The organism is Aquimarina sp. Aq78 (genome assembly GCF_900299525.1).
In the GTDB taxonomy this organism is placed as follows: domain Bacteria; phylum Bacteroidota; class Bacteroidia; order Flavobacteriales; family Flavobacteriaceae; genus Aquimarina.
This window is the reverse complement of sequence record NZ_OMKA01000001.1, coordinates 614,736-632,410: the sequence shown is the minus strand read 5'-3', so window position 1 is coordinate 632,410 and position 17,675 is coordinate 614,736. Positions and strand designations below refer to the sequence as shown.

The following is a 17,675-nucleotide window of genomic DNA, read 5'->3' as shown; positions in this document are numbered from 1 at the left end:
GTACAAAATCATAAACGTTTTTTAAAATGAAAAATATAAACAGGGCAATCATATTTGTATTAAATTTCTTAATAATCATTCACGCAAATGCCAAAGAAACAAATAGACTGGCAGTTGTAGTAAATGATAAACCAATTATAACATCTGTAGAAAAGAATTTAGATACAGAGCCAAAAAATAAAAAAAATAAAAAAACAGCTAAGAATAAAAGTTTTCACTCTATCAAAAAATGGAAAATAACGATAGAGTATACAGATGGCGGTATTATGTCTAAAACTATTGTTGTAAAAGAAAACTCTAATTTGAGTGCTTTGGAAACGGCATTCTTGGAAGCTGAAAAATATGTAAAGACTATTGAAGATATTAAGAATTATGAAGTATCTCCAGTGTCTAAAAACTCGTTTGTACTATTAGCTGGGGGAATGTAACGTAAATAATTATTTTAAAAAGGCGTAATTTAATAATTACGTCTTTTTTTGTAGCTTATAATGTAGAAGAGATCTCTTTTTTATATACTATAAATTTAGAACTATTAATTTACGGTAATATGTTTTCTGTAAAGTAGATTTTCTATAGTATGTTATTTAGAAATTGAATTGTATAGTTCCAAAATTTCACTACTTTTGTATTCCAGATATCCATTTGGAGATTATGAGTCAAAAATTACTACTTAGTGCGAAAGAGATTGATATAATTCTGCACCGTTTGGCTTGTCAATTAATTGAAAATCACACGCATTTTAGAGATACTGTTTTAATTGGGATTCAACCCAGAGGAGCCTTTTTAGCTGATCGTATCAAGAAAATTTTGGTAGATCATTATATGGTAACAGATATCAAATTAGGTTACCTTGATATTACATTTTATAGAGATGATTTTAGGAGAGGAGAAAAAATTCTTGAGGCTAATAAAACCCATATTGATTTTGTAGTAGAAGATAAGCGAATTGTATTTATTGATGATGTATTATATACAGGGCGAAGTATTAGGGCAGCTTTGACAGCTGTACAGTCCTTTGGAAGACCACAAGAAATTGAACTACTAACACTAATTGACAGACGTTTTAGTAGACATTTACCGATACAACCTAATTATAGAGGTCGCCAGGTAGATGCTATAAATCAAGAAAAGGTGAAAGTAGATTGGGAAGAAAATGATGGTAAAGATGCCGTGTATTTGATAGGAAATTAAGATCTCTGAATAAGATTGTTTTATTTAAAATTATAAATTAAGACGAATGAGCGAATTAAGTGTACATCACTTATTGGGAATAAAATATCTAAATAAAGAAGATATTAATTTAATCTTTGAGACTGCTGATCACTTTAAAGAAGTTATTAATAGACCAATTAAGAAAGTTCCTTCGCTTAGAGACATAACGATAGCTAATCTTTTTTTTGAGAATAGTACAAGAACAAGATTATCTTTTGAATTAGCAGAAAAACGACTCTCTGCAGATGTAATTAATTTTTCTGCAGCATCTTCTTCTGTAAAGAAAGGAGAAACCCTTATTGATACCGTAAATAATATCCTTTCTATGAAAGTAGATATGGTAGTCATGAGGCACCCTAACCCCGGGGCGGGAGTTTTTCTTTCTAAACATGTCGATGCAAGTATTGTTAATGCAGGAGATGGAGCCCATGAACATCCTACACAAGCTTTGTTAGATTCGTATTCTATACGCGAACGATTAGGAGAAGTAGGAGGGAAAAAGGTTGTAATTGTAGGGGATATTTTGCACTCTAGAGTTGCATTGTCTAATATCTTTGCCTTAAAACTACAAGGAGCAGAAGTAAAAGTTTGTGGCCCTAAAACTCTAATTCCTAAATATATTGAGAAATTAGGAGTTCAGGTAGAAACAGATCTAAAAAAAGCACTAGAATGGTGCGATGTCGCCAATATGTTGCGTGTGCAGAATGAAAGAATGGAGATTAGTTATTTTCCATCAACACGAGAATATACTCAACAATTTGGAGTAAATAAAAAGTTATTGGATAGTCTGAATAAGGAAATTGTAATCATGCACCCAGGACCAATCAATCGTGGAGTAGAAATCACGAGTGATGTTGCTGATTCTAACCAAGCCATAATATTGGATCAGGTACAGAATGGAGTTGCAGTGCGAATGGCTGTGATATATCTTTTAGCTTCAAAAATTAAACGATGATTTATGATTTTTAATAAAGAAGGTTCTACAACTATAATTACACAGGAAAAAACTACAATTATAGAATTTGTTAAAGGCCTTGAAGACAAGTATACTTCTCTTGAAAATGAGAATATAATTGTTAACTTGTTTTCACTAGAACAAATCTCAGTAGATGATATCAATGAGTTTTTAAGGATTTCTAATCAGCATAAGGCTGCAAAGCATTCATTCGTGATTGTTACAAACAAGATATCCTATGATGAGGTCTTAAACGAAATTACAATTGTTCCTACATTACAGGAAGCATATGATTTGGTTGAAATGGAAGAAATAGAGAGAGATCTGGGTTTTTAGAAAATTCAACTTTTTTGTAATTATTTGTTTTGCTTTTCGTCTGATATGCTATGAACAGATTCGCCCCATTTGTAAGTATACTTTTTTTTATGTTTTTTGGTCATGACGTTATAGGTCAGGACTGGAAATATGATTTTGATGAAGCAAAATTATTAGCAAAAGAAAAAGACCAAAATATTGTATTATTTTTTACCGGATCAGATTGGTGTCCTCCTTGTATTAGATTAGAAAGAAAAGTTTTCTCTAATGAAGAATTTATGGAATTTGCTGATCAAAAATTTGTATGGGTAAAAGCTGATTTTCCTAAACGTAAAAAAAATAAACTTTCTTTGGTTCAGCAAAAAAAAAATAAAGAGCTTGCCCAAAAATATAACAGAAAATGGGTTTTTCCTGTTATTTTAGTTCTGGATAAAGAGGGAAACGTATTAGGAGTAACAGGTTATAGAAGAAATCTTGATGCAAAAGGATATATATCATTATTAACATCGTTTGATTCTTTTGGTCGTTAGATTGATTTATAAATAAGATTAGATTATATTCACAGCCTGTTTAATAAATAGGAAAAATAATTTTGAAACTTACGATTTTAGGTTGCTATTCTGCAACTCCCCGAACATTTACAAATCCAACTTCTCAGGTCTTAGAAATGAACAATCATATTTTTTTGATTGATTGTGGAGAAGGAACCCAGGTAGAATTACGACGAAATAAAATCAAGTTTTCAAGAATAAAACATATTTTTATTTCACATCTTCATGGAGATCATTTTTTTGGATTGATTGGACTAGTATCTACGTTTAGATTGCTTAGCAGGGATATACCATTACACATCCATGGCCCAAAGGGAATAAAAGAGGCTATCACATTACAATTAAAACTTTCTAATTCGTGGACAGATTATCCTTTGCACTTTCATGAACTTACCAATACAGAATCAGAAATTGTTTTTGAAGATGAAAAAGTAATAGTGCGTACAATACCCTTACAGCATAGGGTATATTGTAATGGGTTTTTATTTCAGGAAAAACCAGGAGATCGAACGTTATTGGTCAATAAGGTATCTGATTACAATATTGATAAAGCGTATTATCGTGCGATAAAAAAAGGAAAAGATGTTGTTTTGGATAATGGTACTGTGATTTCTAATGAAGAGCTTACCGACCCTCCTAAACCTGTTAAGAGTTATGCATTTTGTAGTGATACTAAGTATAACGAGGAGAAAATTCCTTTAATTAAGGATGTTACTGTATTATACCATGAATCTACCTTTTTAGAAAGTCATAAACATTTGTGTGCAAAAACAGGGCATAGTTCGGCTATTGAAGCGGCTACTATTGCAAAAAAAGCAAATGTTGGATCCTTGATTCTGGGACATTATTCTACCAGGTATGAAAATATTGAGCTTTTTAGAGAAGAAGCGCAGACTGTTTTTGATGATGTAGAAATAGCTGATGATGGTAAAGTGTTTGAGTATTGATGTGATAAAAATTATCTGTTTATTATTGTTTTCTGTATTTTAAAAATAGGTAAATTGCATAATAATTTGAGATAATGAATAGAGATCTTACAGCATATAGAAAGTCATATGAAAAAAGTTTTTTAGAAGAAGAGAATCTTCCGGATTCTCCATTTAAACTTTTTTCTGATTGGTTTGCAGAAGTAGAAGAGGTAGGGGGAGTTGATGAGACTAATGCGATGACAATTACGACTACAGGTCTAGACGGGTTTCCAAAAGCAAGAATAGTATTGTTAAAACATTTTGATGAAAATGGTTTTGTGTTTTATACTAATTATTCTTCAGAAAAGGGAAAAGCTATAACTACTAATAATAAAGTGTGTATTTCTTTTTTTTGGCCTAATTTGGAGCGACAAGTTATTGTTAAAGGCATTGCACAAAAGGTAGAAGAAGAAGAGAGTACTCGTTATTTTTTATCTCGCCCAAGAGGGAGTCAATTAGGGGCTTTGGCATCGGATCAAAGCGAAGTAATCAAATCAAGAGAAACATTAGAAAACCGATTACAATCTTTAGAAAAAGAATATAAAGATAAAGAAATACCTAAGCCTAAATCTTGGGGAGGGTATTGTATAATGCCAATCGAGTTTGAGTTTTGGCAAGGTAGAGCTAATAGGTTACATGACCGCATTCGTTTTTCTAATCAAAAAAAGAATTGGAAGATAGAAAGGTTATCTCCATAAAAAAAGATTACATAATTACAAAACTAGAACGTCTATTCTTTTGGTATTGATCTTCAGAACAGTCTTCTCCATCTTTACAATTATTAACAGGTCTGGTTTCCCCAAATCCAACATAGGAGAGGATTCTGTTTTTAGAAATATTTTTACTTAACAAGTAATTATAAATGGATTCTGCTCTTTTTTGTGAAAGAGTTAGATTGTAATTTTCTCCACCACGACTGTCAGAATGTGTTTCTATTTTGATTACCATATTAGGATAATCATTATTCATAATTTCTACCACTTTATCAAGCTCAATTTCTGCCTTTTCGGTGATATCCCATTTATCAAAATCAAAATAAATTTCATTTAGATTTATCAGATCATTGATTGTTTTAGTCAATTTCATTTCTGATTGTAAAGGTGATTCTGGTGTACCACTAGATTGTACGATATCTCCCGAGGCAAGACCTCCGCTTTTTGTATTATTAGATTTGGTTACTTCGTCCATCTCTCCTGGTATTACCGCAGTAAATTGGCTATTCATTTTCTTTTTAGGAATAGAAACAAGACGACTCGCATTAGGACAATTTAATTCACTAATGTCTATAGCTAATTTAAATTGATAATAATCTGGTAATTCGCAAGAGTTAATATGGTTGTACCCTTTAGAGTATTTTATAGTTTCGTTTAGCGTTCCATTAAACTCGGCCATAACCGGTTGATCCACTACAAGAATATCATCAATTGTATTAATTGATTCACATTCGGTATCTACAATCACATTATAGCTAATTTTAAATGGCTCACTATCTGTTTTTACCATTTTATTTGGTACAATGAAATTTAATGTTCGAGAAGCTTTATCGTATTTTACCTTTATTCTTTTGGTAGGTAAAATCATAGTCTTTTCAGAAAATATTACGTTTTTTGGCAGAACATCTTTAATTATAGTATTCTTCGCATCATCATTACCATCATTATATACCGTAAGATGATACGTTATTTCTTGTTTTGGAGCTAAAACATCATTTGGATGAATATATTGATCGTTAGCTGTATATTTTGATCTTTTTACAATGTGGATTGCAGGTTCATATATTTCTACACTAAACGCAACTGCCATAACAGAATATCCATCATTATTAGTTGATAATCTAAATTTGGCTTCCGTTTGATTATTACCTATGATTCTATTTCTTACGTTTTTTATATCAAATAAATCAGCATCATATCCTAGTGTGTTTTGACTTGCAGGTACTCTGGATTTTACATTTTTACCATTTTCGGTAATATTGGCATTGAAGAAGTTATTCATAGGGTTAATCCCATCTGCAAGACTTTTATATTTATTAGTCTCATTAGACATTGCCTGAAAACGATCTCCAATAATTCCTTTATCTCCTTCATAAGCAATTACGCCAATTTTTCCGTGAACTGCACCATTAGGAATAGTTTGGAAATTGTTAAAAGAAAAGGCTACAGGTTTTGCTTTAGAATCAATATTTACAAAACCATCATATACATAAAATCTTTTTCTAGGTTTGGTGTCATCTTCATAAATAACAACCATTGTCCACCCACCGGCAAGGCCATTACCTAAAATCTCATCATCATTTACTGCAGTAGTAGTAGCGGGGATATTTGCAACAGTATATGTCCCCAAGGGATTTTCTAACTTTAAAATATCCGTTGTAATATCTTTATAGCAAGAGTATTGTTTGAATAAAGATTCGCTGTCATTATAATAATCATGGATTATTTGACCACCATTAATAGTCGAATACAACTTTTGCCCGGGGTATTTTATTTTTATAGAAGTAATATCATGTTGTCTATTTTCATCTGCATAAGCAGCTGTCCAATATAAGCCAACATGTTTAATAGCATTACAGTTAGAATCAATATCTAAATCTGCGCTACTGGAATTAAAAGTAGTTGGATCATTATCAATATCGATAAAGCCCATCTTAAATAGATTGTTTAATCCACCATCGTTATAGCTTTTATTAGGGTCAAATACACCAGAGCCGTCATCATTACTAACTTTTCCCAGAACAGTATTGGATACAAACTTGAAATCCCCTTTAAGAGTTAATTCTGTACGCTTCTTAAGGGGTACCTCTACCTGTCCATATGTAATTGTAGAACCAATACAACATATGAATATAAGCAGGTACATATTCTGAAACCATTTAAGATCTCTTTTTATAGTAATCACTTTTTCCACCTTTCTTGTTTTTTATTACCCTACTGATATTATGATAAATTTGTGCTCATAATGTTTGGGGGAAACACTCTGATTTAAGGGAAAACCGTATGTAAATTTATATTTTAACATTTAATTTTATACGAAAAAAAACATGTTTTCGATGTAAATACCATTTTTATCGATTAAAATCAAGTGTTTATTATGTTCATTTTCATTATTTTAGCCGTTTTGCTTATTATTTTTACATTAATTATTTGATACGTATAAGTGACATAAATAAGAAAATTGATCTTGCCTATAATTATATAAAAATTGATTTTTTATATTCTTATATTAAGATTTGTAAAAACGAATCCTTAAACTTGTATTAAATAACTTCATTTTTGCTAAAATAGTATCAGATTCATGAAAACTTTATATATAATAAGACACGCAAAATCTTCTTGGGAGTTTGATGTGTCAGACGATAAAAGACCTCTTAATAGTAGAGGTATAAGAGATGCAGGATTGGTGGGTGAACATCTGAAAACACTGGTAGGGCCGATTGATAAAATTTTATGTAGCCCAGCCAAAAGAGCGTATAGTACTGCAGAAATCATCGTAAGTCATTTAGATGTTTCTGAAAGCATATTTTCTTTAGAACCAAATCTTTATGATTTTGAAGGAAGTCAAGTTATTGATGTGATAAAAAATTGCCAGGACGATATTAATACTTTAATGATATTTGGACATAACCATGCTTTTACTTCAATCGCTAATCTTTATGGAGATCAACATATAGATAACTTACCGACAGCAGGAGTAGTTGCTATAGAATTTGAAGTAGATGAATGGAAAAATATTTCTGTAGGAAAAAACTTATTAATGATTTTTCCTAAATCTTTGAGATAATGACAGAAAACATTAAAAATCAATATGTTAATAGGGAATTAAGTTGGCTTCAATTTAATGCAAGAGTATTACAAGAAGCAGCAGATGATACAGTTCCATTGTTAGAAAGGTTACGTTTTATAGGGATATTTTCTAATAATCTGGATGAGTTTTTTAAAGTAAGATATGCTACCATTAAACGAATTGACCAAGCAGGAAAAGATGGAAAGAATGTACTTAAAGGCACCACAGCAAACGAACTATTAGAAAAGATTACAAATATAGTTATCAAGCAACAGGCAGAAAGCCTTAAAACTATTGATAACATTAAATATGAACTTGAAAATCATAATATCTTTATTATCGATGAAAATCAGGTTACACCAGATCAAGATGCTTTTATTCGTAATTATTTTGTAAGTAAAGTTAGCCCTGCTTTAGTTACTTATATACTGAATGACCTAGAAAAATTTCCACATTTAAAAGATAGTGTAGCTTATTTAGCAGTAAAACTTGTTCTAAAGGATAAAATTCCTAAAGAAGGACGAATCTCCAAAATATTACAACAAACTACCAAAGAAAAAATATATGCACTGATCGAGATACCAAAAAATACAGATCGATTTGTTGTACTTCCCGAAAAAGACGGAAAACAATTTATTATAATTCTAGATGATTTGATCCGATATTGCATGCATATTAATTTTAGTATTTTTGATTATGTACAGGCATCGGCCCATATGATTAAAATTACACGTGATGCACAGTTGGATTTTGATAATGATCTAAGTAAAAGTTTTATTCAAAAAATATCAAGTAGTGTGAGGTCTCGTCGTGACGGAGAACCAGTTCGATTTGTCTATGACAAAACGATAGAAAGAGATACCCTTGATTTTTTAATGGAAAAAATGGGAGTTGATAATACTGATAGTATTATTCCTGGCGGAAGGTACCATAATCGAAGAGATTATATGAATTTTCCAGACCTGGGTGCTACCGATTTGGTATATCAACCAATTAAACCCTTAGCAATACCAGGCCTTGTTTTACAAGGAAGCTTATTAAATAAGATTGCTAAAAAAGATTTTCTGCAATACACACCTTACCATACTTTTTCATATACGGTAAAATTTTTACGAGAATCTGCAATTGATCCAAAAGTAAAAAGTATTAAAATTACGATATATAGATTGGCAAATATATCTCACATTGCCAGTTCTCTTATAAACGCAGCCAAAAATGGTAAAAATGTTACTGTACAAATAGAGTTACAAGCTCGTTTTGATGAAGCCGCAAATATTCGTTATGCCGAGCAAATGCAAAGAGAAGGCATCCATCTGATTTTTGGGGTTACCGGACTTAAAGTACACTGTAAAGCATGTATAATTGAGCGTGAGGAAAAAGGAAAACTTAAAAGGTATGGCTTTATAAGTACAGGTAATTTTAATGAATCTACAGCAAAAATATATACCGATTATACTTTATTTACCACCAATGAATCTATTTTAAAAGAAACAAATAGAGTTTTTAAATTCTTTGAAATAAATTATAAAATAAACCGCTACAAGCACTTGTTAGTTTCTCCACATTACACAAGATCATCTCTGGTGAAATTAATAGAAAAAGAGATTAGAAATGTAAAAGAAGGTAAGCCAGCAGGAATTAAACTGAAATTGAATAGCTTGAGTGATTATGATATGATAGATAGGCTATATGAAGCCAGTAGAGCAGGAGTGAAAATAGATCTAATTATTAGAGGTATTTGTTGTTTAATCCCTGGTATCCCAGGAATGAGTGAAAATATAAGAGCAATAAGTGTAATAGATAAATTTTTAGAACACACTCGATTATACATATTTCAAAATGGGGGAGATCCCAAAGTGTACATATCGTCAGCAGATTGGATGACGCGTAATTTAGATAGAAGAGTAGAGGTTTCTTGCCCTATCTATGATGAAGATATCAAATTAGAATTAATGGATACTTTTGATATTTGCTGGAAAGATAATGTTAAAGCCAGAAGACTTTCTAAAGAGCAAGATAATGTGTACATTAAAAACGATAATGAGAAAGTAAGATCACAAAAAGCAACATACGACTATTATTTAAAAAAACTAGGAAATTAGATATTTTGTTAACTATAGAAAAATATGGAGCCATTGATATTGGTTCCAATGCGGTACGATTATTAATAAGTAGTATTCACGAAGAGAAAGGAAAAACTACTAGATTTAAAAAAACAAGCCTTGTTAGGGTACCAATCCGATTAGGAGAAGATGTTTTTAAGTCAGGGCGGGTTTCTCAGGAAAATATTACTAGAATGATAGATGCCATGCAAGCATATCAATTATTGATGAAAACGCATAAAGTGATTAGGTATAAAGCCTGTGCAACATCTGCTATGCGTGAAGCTGAGAATGGAGAAGAAGTAGCACGCCTTATAAAAGAGAAAACAGGTATTCAAATAGATATTATAGATGGTAAAGATGAAGCTGCTATAATTGCCATGACTGATCTACACGAATTGATAAATACAGATGCAACATACTTATACGTAGATGTAGGAGGAGGTAGTACAGAGTTTACATTATACCATAATGGAAATACTATTATATCCCGATCTTTTAAATTAGGAACTGTAAGACTTCTTAACAATTTGGTTTCTGATAAAGTTTGGAAAGATGTAGAAGATTGGATTAAAGAAAGTACTAGAGGCTATGGTAAAGTCTCATTAATTGGATCTGGAGGAAACATTAATAATATTTTTAAAAATAGTGGCAAAAGAATGGGGAAACCACTATCTTTTTTATACCTAAGTTCTTATTATAAATTGCTTAATTCTTTAACTTATGAAGAAAGGATATGGCAACTTAATTTAAATCAAGATAGAGCAGATGTGATTACTCCGGCAACTCGAATATATCTTTCGGCAATGAAATGGAGTGGTTCTAGAGAAATCTTTGTTCCAAAAATTGGTCTATCTGACGGGATTATAAAATCATTGTATAATGAAAAACTAAATAATCGTTGAAATTCATAAGTAGTACATTTTATCGATTTTTAAAGAGTAATAATCTTCATTGAGCCCTGAAAAGTCAATAAAAATCCATTATTTTGTGTTAAATTGAACCGTAACCTAATATCTTGTACTATGAGAAAAACAGTACTATTCACTGTGATTTTATTAATATTTGTTGCTTTAAAGTCTCAATCCCAGGAGATTACATATGGAGTAAGACTTGGAGCTAATCTAAGTTCTATTAGTTCTGATGATATTCCTGAAGATCTTAAAGATAGCAGATTTGGTATAGTAGCAGGTTTCTTAGCAGAAGTTCCTATTAACCAAAAATGGAGTATACAGCCAGAATTTCAGTACTCCTCTTTGGGTAATGATGATGAATCTCTAAGAATAGACTATCTTCAATTACCAATATTACTTAAATATAATTTTACAGAATTGTTTAATGTTCATATCGGCCCTCAGGTAGGACTTAAGATATGGGAATGGGAAGATAACTCAACAGTCGAAACAAATTTTAATACATTTAACCTATCTGCTGTTGCAGGCATTGGTGTACGTATTACAGAGAATTTCTTTGCGGATTTACGATATGGTTTTGGTGTGTCTAATGTTATAGATGATGAAGATATTCCTGGAGGAGCAAAGGGAAGTAATAGGAATATTCAACTTTCTTTTGGTTACAAATTATAATATATAGTGTAAAAAATACACTATGTATTATATTGCTTATAATTATCAAAGAAGGACTTCTTTATAATAATACTTTTATTGCTGTATTCTAACACAAGATTACTGTTCAGTTTATTAATGATTTTATTGATTGTCACTCTAGAAACTCTAATATAGTTGGACAGCTCATTTTGATTAAGAGGAGAATGTATAATAATTTTTTCCGAATTGTAAGGACATCCAAATTTCTCTTTAAATTCAAAAAGCACTTTTATTAGCCGCAATTCTGCGGATTGAATTTGAAGTGTTTTTATTCTATTTTCATATTCTTGATATTCCTTTCCAAGTATTGATAAAAAATCTTTATATAGATCTGGATTTTTTTTTATAGCCTTTTGTATGATGTTTTTATCAAATTCATACACTTTTGTTTCTTCACTAAGAGATTCATAAATACAATATGAGCAAAAGTCTATAAAAATCGTACTTGCACCAAAAACTTGATTTTTTGTCAATATAATAAGAACTTCTTCTTCTCCATGGTTAGTAAAACAACCAATTTTCATTACACCATTCTTAATAAGATAGATCTTCTTTGAGCATGTTCCTGTACTTTTTATAATCTCATTTTGATAATAAATATTACACTTATATTGATTGTTTTCTACTAGAATCTTTAATAATTCAAAGTACATAGGGGTATTTTTAGAAATTGAATTACTTAATGATTTTCGTAAAATAAATGTTAAAAAATTACATTATTAACATATTGTTAGGTTTTTTCATGTGATTTACACATATTTTTTTTACGTTAAAAATGTAATATTATACTAATCATAACTAAAATAAAAATGATTTAGTGTTAGAATTTTTATACCCATAATTTTTAAACGTTTCTAATTTCGATGCAACAAATATTAACTCTTAATTTGCACAAACTTATGAAGCGCACAAACTCAACGTGTAGAGGTATACATCATCTCTATAAAAATAGTATTCCCAGAAGACTATATCAGATAATTTCATTTAGTAGATTAAACTAGAAAGGTATTTTTGTTATGGAAACTACAGTTTCTCATGCTACTTCTGAAGCAGAAGTACGTGACACTTTTGGGTATATACCCATAGTACCAGGCGATACTTTTATAAAATCTACAATAGCAAACTTATCATTACCAGATCAATATCTTTTTCAAAGATTTGGTCAGGGGCCAATAACCAGAGTTCCATATAGATGCATACATCATGCATTTGAAGCCCATGCTAAGGTAAGCCCTAATACCATTGCTGCTAGTCATTTAGATAAAATAATCACGTATAAAGAATTAAACTATCAAGCAAATTTACTGGCTTTAGAACTTATAAAAAATGGAGTTCAAAAAGGCGATAATGTTGGATTGTTCGTTCAACGATCAATACCAATGTTAGTAGGGATATTAGCCATCTTAAAAGCAGGAGGAGCTTATGTTCCTCAACATATTGGATTAGCCAAAGATGAACAGCTAAGGTATGTTATCAAATCGGCAAGTATAAATTTAATACTCACTTTATCAGAATTTGAAGATTTAGTACCAGTAGTAGATGATAGTAAACTTATCGTAATAGACGATTTTTTGAAATCAAATGCAAATAGCAGTGAGGAAATAACATTACCACGTATACCTGTTACTGAAAATGATATTTGCTATATAATTTTTACATCAGGTACAACCGGAGAACCCAACGGAGTACAGGTTAGCCATGGAAATACATGTAATATACTCCTCACATCACCTGGTAATTTGGGGATGAGACCCGGGTTAAAAGTAGGACAAATTTTAAGTATTGCTTTTGATATGTCTGTATGGGAAATTTTGGGGAGCCTCGCAAATGGAGCTACTTTAGTTATACGGGGAAAAAATATTCAAGAAACGGTAAGTGAGGTAGATGTAGTGATTTCTACACCAACGATTCTTAGTTCATTGGATGTTACACGTTGTCAGAATGTTCGTGTGGCTATAGTTGCAGGAGAACCTTGTCCAAGGGTTTTGGCAGAAAACTGGTCTTCATTTTGTGCCTTTCATAATTCTTGTGGACCTACCGAAATTACAATTATCAATACCGTAAAGCGGTTTTTCCCAACAGATGAATTACTTACCATAGGAAAACCTACACCCAATAATACAGTATATGTTTTAGATGAAAACCTAAAACCTTGTGGCATAGGTGAAGCAGGAGAAATGTGGGCTGGAGGTCTTTGTGTAACTCATGGATATATCAATAACCCAGAATTAACAAATGAAAGATATGTGGATGACCCATTTCTTGGTCAAGGTAAAAAAATGTTCAGAACACGAGACTTAGGGAGATGGACTTTAGACGGTGAATTAGAACATTTAGGAAGAACCGATGATCAGGTAAAAATATGTGGCTTTAGAGTAGAATTAGATTCTGTATCCTCTATTATAGAAAAAATGCCAGATAGTAAAAGAGCAGCAACCTTAAAAATAGATAATAGAACATTAATATCCTTTGTAAGTCCAGAGGATATTGATCAGGAAAAGGTTAAAAAACAAGTAGAAGAAGTACTACCATATTACTGTGTTCCGGCAATAGTGGTCGCTATGCCAGAACTTCCAATGACAGATCGTGGTAAAATCGATAAAAAAAAATTAATGAATTTGATCCCTCTGAAAGAAGAACAAGAAAAAAAAGCAACAAACATAAAAATAGATCAAAAACCTACAGGGAATGAAGAAATTCCCAATTTAGAAGTGGTACAGCTACCTCCTCAGAAAAAATCATTTAGCAGGATATGGAAAGGAGAAAAGCTAATGCACTATTATCGCTTATTTGCATTGCTTTTAATAGCAAATATTGGAGTTATGATCTATGGGGTAACAGAAGGAAATTGGTGGTCTCAGCAAGAAATGCGCTTAGACATAATAGCTAAAATTACACTAATTAATTTCACAATAGGAATCCTTATCAGGCAACAATATATTATTAATTTTCTGTTTTGGGTAGCTACCAGTATCCCTACCAGTTGGCCTTTGTCAATAAGAAGAAGGGCGGGGAAAATATATCATTTTGGAGGAATTCATATAGGAGGAACTATAAGCGGAACCCTTTGGTTTATAGTATTTATGGGATCCTTGTACTATGATTTCTTTAATCCCCAAAACGAAACTTCTAAGGATATTATGTTGTTATGGGTAACTACTATGCTTACAGGGATTTTAGTTTTTATGATTATAATGGCTCTACCAAAATTAAGAGCAAAATTTCATAATAGTTTTGAAAAAACTCATCGATTTGGTGGATGGACAGCACTAGTACTATTTTGGATACAAACGATGCTTATATTAAGTGATAATGGTTCAGAACAACCCTTTTTAAGCAATTTATTCAATTCTTTTAATTTTTGGGCATTAACATTAATAACGATTAGTATTGTATTACCATGGCTAAGATTAAAAAAAGTAGAAGTCGATATTACAAGACCATCAAATCATGTTATTCTCGCAAGATTCAATTATGGAGAAACTCCTTTTGCCGGTTCCTCTACAGCAATTAGTAGAGATCCTTTAATGGAGTGGCATTCTTTTGCAAATGTACCAGAGCCTGGTAGAGATGGATTTCGATTAACTATCTCCAGAGCTGGGGATTGGACAGGTGATCTTATTGATGATATGCCAAAACACTTGTGGGTTAAAGGAATCACTACTGCAGGAGTAGGAAATGTTGATAAGCTATTTAAAAAAGTCATTTGGGTAGCAACAGGTAGTGGTATTGGCCCCTGTTTACCTCACCTTTTTTCTCAAGAAACTCCCGCTCGTTTAATATGGGCAACACGAAATCCAAGAAAAACATATGGAGATGAATTGGTAGAAGAGATTCTCGAATCACAACCAGAAGCTATCATATGGGATACAGATGCCCATGGAAAACCCGATATGGTGAAACTCGCATACAAAGCATATAAAGATTTTGATGCAGAAGCAGTAATATGTATTTCTAATAAAAAACTTACCTGGAAAGTAGTTTACGGAATGGAAAGTAGGGGAATACCTGCGTATGGCGCAATTTGGGATTCTTAAACTTAAATACGTACTAACACAAACTCAACTTTTTTATACAACAACATATAGCGGAAACTAACAATTTTAATACAGACGTCTTAAAAAACAGTAGACAGTCTATAGGGGATGCTATGTAAAAATTAAAACTATGAATATAAAAATCGAACAAAGAAAACGGGTAGTGATTATAACCTTAAATCGCCCAAAAGCACTAAATGCACTAAATAGTGCATTGATGCTGGAAATGGTTTCTGTTATGCAGAAATTAGATAAAGATCCAAGTGTAGGTTGTTTTGTAATCACAGGATCTAAAAAAGCGTTTGCAGCAGGAGCAGATATAAAAGAAATGGAAAATAAATCCTATATGGATATGTTTCATGAAGATTATTTTGCCGCCTGGGAAGCTTTTACAGCAATTAGAACCCCTAAAATCGCAGCCGTATCTGGGTATGCCTTAGGTGGGGGATGTGAATTAGCTATGATGTGTGATATTATCTATGCATCTAATACAGCAAAATTTGGTCAACCAGAAATAAAACTGGGAGTGATTCCAGGGATTGGTGGGACCCAACGCTTAACAAAAATGGTAGGAAAAACAAAAGCTATGGATTTGATTCTTACCGGACGTTTAATGAATGCAGAAGAAGCAGAACGATCAGGTCTGGTGTCTCGCATAATACCAGTAGAAACCTTACTAGAAGAATCTGTAGAAGCAGCAGCAATTATTGCTTCTTATAGTAAGACAACAGCTATGGTTGCCAGAGAAACTATAGATAGAGCTATGGAGTTAAGTCTTCGCGAAGGGGTACTTTATGAAAGAAGAGCCTTTCATGCACTATTCGCCACAGAACATCAAAAAGAAGGTATGCAGGCTTTTGTAGAAAAAAGAAAAGCTGATTTTTCTATACCTAATAAAAAACAGACCATTCAAGCTCACTAATCATTAAACACATTTTAAAGAAACTAAATCATGAAAAAATTCATAATATTATTAATTGCAATAAGTTTTCAGTATTCAACGATACAAGGACAAGAAGAGAAAAAGAAAAAAGCAACATTAGCGGTAAAAGTGATTCAAAACAGTGTTGCAGGGTTTTCAACCCTATTTTTAGGAGGTTTTGAAACTAATAAAAATTTTGATATTACTTTTTATAGTATGTTCTGGACAAATCCTTCCTTCGGAACTCCAGAATCTGGTAGTGATCAATTATTAGAAACAGGTATTGGATTAGGATTTAAACTAATGGACGGAAAATTATTTCTTAATCCAGGAGTTGGGTTTGCCCATGGTAAATTCTTTTCGGATGTTGCAGGGACTAAGATAGGAGAGGCTGTAATCCCTAATACTTTTGTGGCGTTTCATAACTCCATTTTTGATATCGAAGCGTATTTAGCTTATTATAAATCATTAAGAGATAGAGAAGATATCTCGACCAAAGATCTACTTCTTTTTTGGGCTGCACCCGGAATTAATGTAAGCGATCGTTTAGTGTTAGGTGGTTTTTTTGAAGAATTAGCCTTTATGAACCTAGAAAATGACGATGTTAATAAGAATATACAGATATATCGTTATTTGGGAGGTTCTGTAAAACTAAAACTTGATAACGGTATGGCATTTAGATTTTCTGCGGGAGCTAACCTGGTTACAGATGTAGGTGCATCGGACGAGTTTTATAAAGTATCTGCTTTTATACCATTTTAAGGAGATAAGTGTTAATCCGTATACCAATCTATGCGGTAAGGGCTAAAAGTCCGTTTTCACAGTTCAGATTGTTATATTATCTTTACTTGTGATGTAATGAATAAAGCTATCGAAAGGTAGCTTTATTCTATTTTCATCCATTTTGCTTATCCGTGAATTGCCTCTTTATTCCCCCAAGATTTCATTATTTCTGCTTCAAAAATTAGCAATTCCTGCCACTTTTTGTCAACTTCTTCACGATTTCCATATTGGCGTGCAAAATTTAAAACCATAGTATAATAAGCGATATGTTTCAAAATATTAAAATTTAGAGACAAATATTTTGGATATAGTAAAGGTAAGCGAAGTAGCAAATTAGTAGAAAGAATCAAACCAAAGAGAGCTCCAAAACAGGTTTTACGAAGTCTTTGGTTTGAATGATGTAAAAAAGGTTAGTGCTATGATTTTAAGTTATTTGCGTT

The 17,675-nt window shown here is 31.8% G+C and carries 17 protein-coding genes; 14 read left to right on the top strand and 3 right to left on the bottom strand.

The window, feature by feature from the left end; translation table 11 throughout:
* Positions 1-26 precede the first annotated feature (26 nt).
* The 7 genes from DG435_RS02705 to pdxH all read left to right on the top strand — a co-directional run bounded on the left by DG435_RS02705 (position 27) and on the right by pdxH (position 4,699).
* Positions 27-428: a hypothetical protein gene (locus tag DG435_RS02705; protein WP_108840554.1), complete on the top strand. Its 402-nt coding sequence runs from the start codon at positions 27-29 to the stop codon at positions 426-428.
* A 223-nt stretch (positions 429-651) separates the two neighbouring features.
* Positions 652-1,191: a bifunctional pyr operon transcriptional regulator/uracil phosphoribosyltransferase PyrR gene (pyrR, locus tag DG435_RS02700; protein WP_024769330.1), complete on the top strand. Its 540-nt coding sequence runs from the start codon at positions 652-654 to the stop codon at positions 1,189-1,191.
* Between the two features lie 46 nt (positions 1,192-1,237).
* Complete coding sequence (locus DG435_RS02695; RefSeq protein WP_101448871.1) at positions 1,238-2,167, top strand: aspartate carbamoyltransferase catalytic subunit; 930 nt, start codon at positions 1,238-1,240, stop codon at positions 2,165-2,167.
* 3 nt (positions 2,168-2,170) lie between these two features.
* Complete coding sequence (locus tag DG435_RS02690; RefSeq protein ID WP_106795204.1) at positions 2,171-2,503, top strand: ribonuclease Z; 333 nt, start codon at positions 2,171-2,173, stop codon at positions 2,501-2,503.
* Between the two features lie 50 nt (positions 2,504-2,553).
* Positions 2,554-3,012, top strand: coding sequence for a thioredoxin family protein (locus tag DG435_RS02685; RefSeq protein ID WP_234387042.1), 459 nt, complete (start codon positions 2,554-2,556; stop codon positions 3,010-3,012).
* Between the two features lie 62 nt (positions 3,013-3,074).
* Entirely contained in the window at positions 3,075-3,980 is a 906-nt protein-coding gene (locus DG435_RS02680; RefSeq protein WP_106791272.1) for a ribonuclease Z, read from the top strand.
* Between the two features lie 74 nt (positions 3,981-4,054).
* Positions 4,055-4,699 carry a pyridoxamine 5'-phosphate oxidase gene (gene pdxH, locus DG435_RS02675; protein WP_106791273.1) on the top strand — a complete coding sequence of 215 codons (645 nt, stop codon included), beginning with the start codon at positions 4,055-4,057 and terminating at the stop codon, positions 4,697-4,699.
* A 7-nt stretch (positions 4,700-4,706) separates the two neighbouring features.
* Here pdxH and DG435_RS02670 read toward each other — a convergent pair whose 3' ends face one another.
* Complete coding sequence (locus tag DG435_RS02670; protein WP_106791274.1) at positions 4,707-6,908, bottom strand: OmpA family protein; 2,202 nt, start codon at positions 6,906-6,908, stop codon at positions 4,707-4,709.
* A gap of 387 nt (positions 6,909-7,295) precedes the next feature.
* On the opposite strand from DG435_RS02670, the gene DG435_RS02665 reads away from it, so the two are divergent.
* The 4 genes from DG435_RS02665 (at position 7,296) to DG435_RS02650 (ending at position 11,472) form a co-directional block, all read left to right on the top strand.
* Positions 7,296-7,781, top strand: coding sequence for a histidine phosphatase family protein (locus DG435_RS02665; protein WP_106791275.1), 486 nt, complete (start codon positions 7,296-7,298; stop codon positions 7,779-7,781).
* Complete coding sequence (gene ppk1, locus DG435_RS02660; RefSeq protein ID WP_106791276.1) at positions 7,781-9,886, top strand: polyphosphate kinase 1; 2,106 nt, start codon at positions 7,781-7,783, stop codon at positions 9,884-9,886. Before DG435_RS02665 ends, ppk1 begins: the two co-directional genes overlap by 1 nt.
* A 5-nt stretch (positions 9,887-9,891) precedes the next feature.
* Positions 9,892-10,791 (top strand): Ppx/GppA phosphatase family protein, encoded by a 900-nt coding sequence (locus DG435_RS02655; RefSeq protein WP_106791277.1) that lies wholly within the window; start codon positions 9,892-9,894, stop codon positions 10,789-10,791.
* A gap of 120 nt (positions 10,792-10,911) precedes the next feature.
* The gene (locus DG435_RS02650; RefSeq protein ID WP_106791278.1) at positions 10,912-11,472 is read left to right on the top strand and encodes a porin family protein; all 561 of its coding nucleotides are present in this window, start codon (positions 10,912-10,914) and stop codon (positions 11,470-11,472) included.
* Between the two features lie 20 nt (positions 11,473-11,492).
* On the opposite strand, the gene DG435_RS02645 is transcribed toward DG435_RS02650, so the two are convergent.
* Positions 11,493-12,146: a Crp/Fnr family transcriptional regulator gene (locus tag DG435_RS02645; RefSeq protein WP_106791279.1), complete on the bottom strand. Its 654-nt coding sequence runs from the start codon at positions 12,144-12,146 to the stop codon at positions 11,493-11,495.
* A gap of 363 nt (positions 12,147-12,509) precedes the next feature.
* Here DG435_RS02645 and DG435_RS25815 point away from each other — a divergent pair, with 363 nt between their 5' ends.
* From DG435_RS25815 to DG435_RS02625, 3 genes are all read left to right on the top strand, one after another.
* On the top strand, positions 12,510-15,530 hold the full coding sequence (locus DG435_RS25815) for an amino acid adenylation domain-containing protein (RefSeq protein WP_199852636.1): 3,021 nt from the start codon (positions 12,510-12,512) through the stop codon (positions 15,528-15,530).
* A gap of 130 nt (positions 15,531-15,660) precedes the next feature.
* Positions 15,661-16,452, top strand: coding sequence for an enoyl-CoA hydratase (locus DG435_RS02630; RefSeq protein ID WP_106791280.1), 792 nt, complete (start codon positions 15,661-15,663; stop codon positions 16,450-16,452).
* 30 nt (positions 16,453-16,482) lie between these two features.
* A complete protein-coding gene (locus tag DG435_RS02625) occupies positions 16,483-17,214 on the top strand; it encodes a DUF6733 family protein (RefSeq protein ID WP_106791281.1) in 732 nt (243 codons plus the stop codon).
* A gap of 146 nt (positions 17,215-17,360) precedes the next feature.
* On the opposite strand, the gene DG435_RS02620 is transcribed toward DG435_RS02625, so the two are convergent.
* Positions 17,361-17,510, bottom strand: a complete 150-nt coding sequence (locus DG435_RS02620) for a hypothetical protein (protein WP_369871595.1) — start codon at positions 17,508-17,510, stop codon at positions 17,361-17,363.
* Between the last annotated feature and the right edge of the window lie 165 nt (positions 17,511-17,675).

What these genes read in the sequence shown, in the direction of transcription:
- DG435_RS02625 (WP_106791281.1), top strand. Translation starts at nt 16,483, where the DNA reads ATGAAAAAATTCATAATATTATTAATTGCAATAAGTTTTCAGTATTCA.
- DG435_RS02685 (WP_234387042.1), top strand. Translation starts at nt 2,554, where the DNA reads ATGAACAGATTCGCCCCATTTGTAAGTATACTTTTTTTTATGTTTTTT.
- pdxH (WP_106791273.1), top strand. Translation starts at nt 4,055, where the DNA reads ATGAATAGAGATCTTACAGCATATAGAAAGTCATATGAAAAAAGTTTT.
- DG435_RS02630 (WP_106791280.1), top strand. Translation starts at nt 15,661, where the DNA reads ATGAATATAAAAATCGAACAAAGAAAACGGGTAGTGATTATAACCTTA.
- DG435_RS02705 (WP_108840554.1), top strand. Translation starts at nt 27, where the DNA reads ATGAAAAATATAAACAGGGCAATCATATTTGTATTAAATTTCTTAATA.
- DG435_RS02650 (WP_106791278.1), top strand. Translation starts at nt 10,912, where the DNA reads ATGAGAAAAACAGTACTATTCACTGTGATTTTATTAATATTTGTTGCT.
- DG435_RS25815 (WP_199852636.1), top strand. Translation starts at nt 12,510, where the DNA reads ATGGAAACTACAGTTTCTCATGCTACTTCTGAAGCAGAAGTACGTGAC.
- DG435_RS02690 (WP_106795204.1), top strand. Translation starts at nt 2,171, where the DNA reads ATGATTTTTAATAAAGAAGGTTCTACAACTATAATTACACAGGAAAAA.
- pyrR (WP_024769330.1), top strand. Translation starts at nt 652, where the DNA reads ATGAGTCAAAAATTACTACTTAGTGCGAAAGAGATTGATATAATTCTG.
- DG435_RS02695 (WP_101448871.1), top strand. Translation starts at nt 1,238, where the DNA reads ATGAGCGAATTAAGTGTACATCACTTATTGGGAATAAAATATCTAAAT.
- DG435_RS02665 (WP_106791275.1), top strand. Translation starts at nt 7,296, where the DNA reads ATGAAAACTTTATATATAATAAGACACGCAAAATCTTCTTGGGAGTTT.
- DG435_RS02645 (WP_106791279.1), bottom strand. Translation starts at nt 12,146, where the DNA reads ATGTACTTTGAATTATTAAAGATTCTAGTAGAAAACAATCAATATAAG.
- ppk1 (WP_106791276.1), top strand. Translation starts at nt 7,781, where the DNA reads ATGACAGAAAACATTAAAAATCAATATGTTAATAGGGAATTAAGTTGG.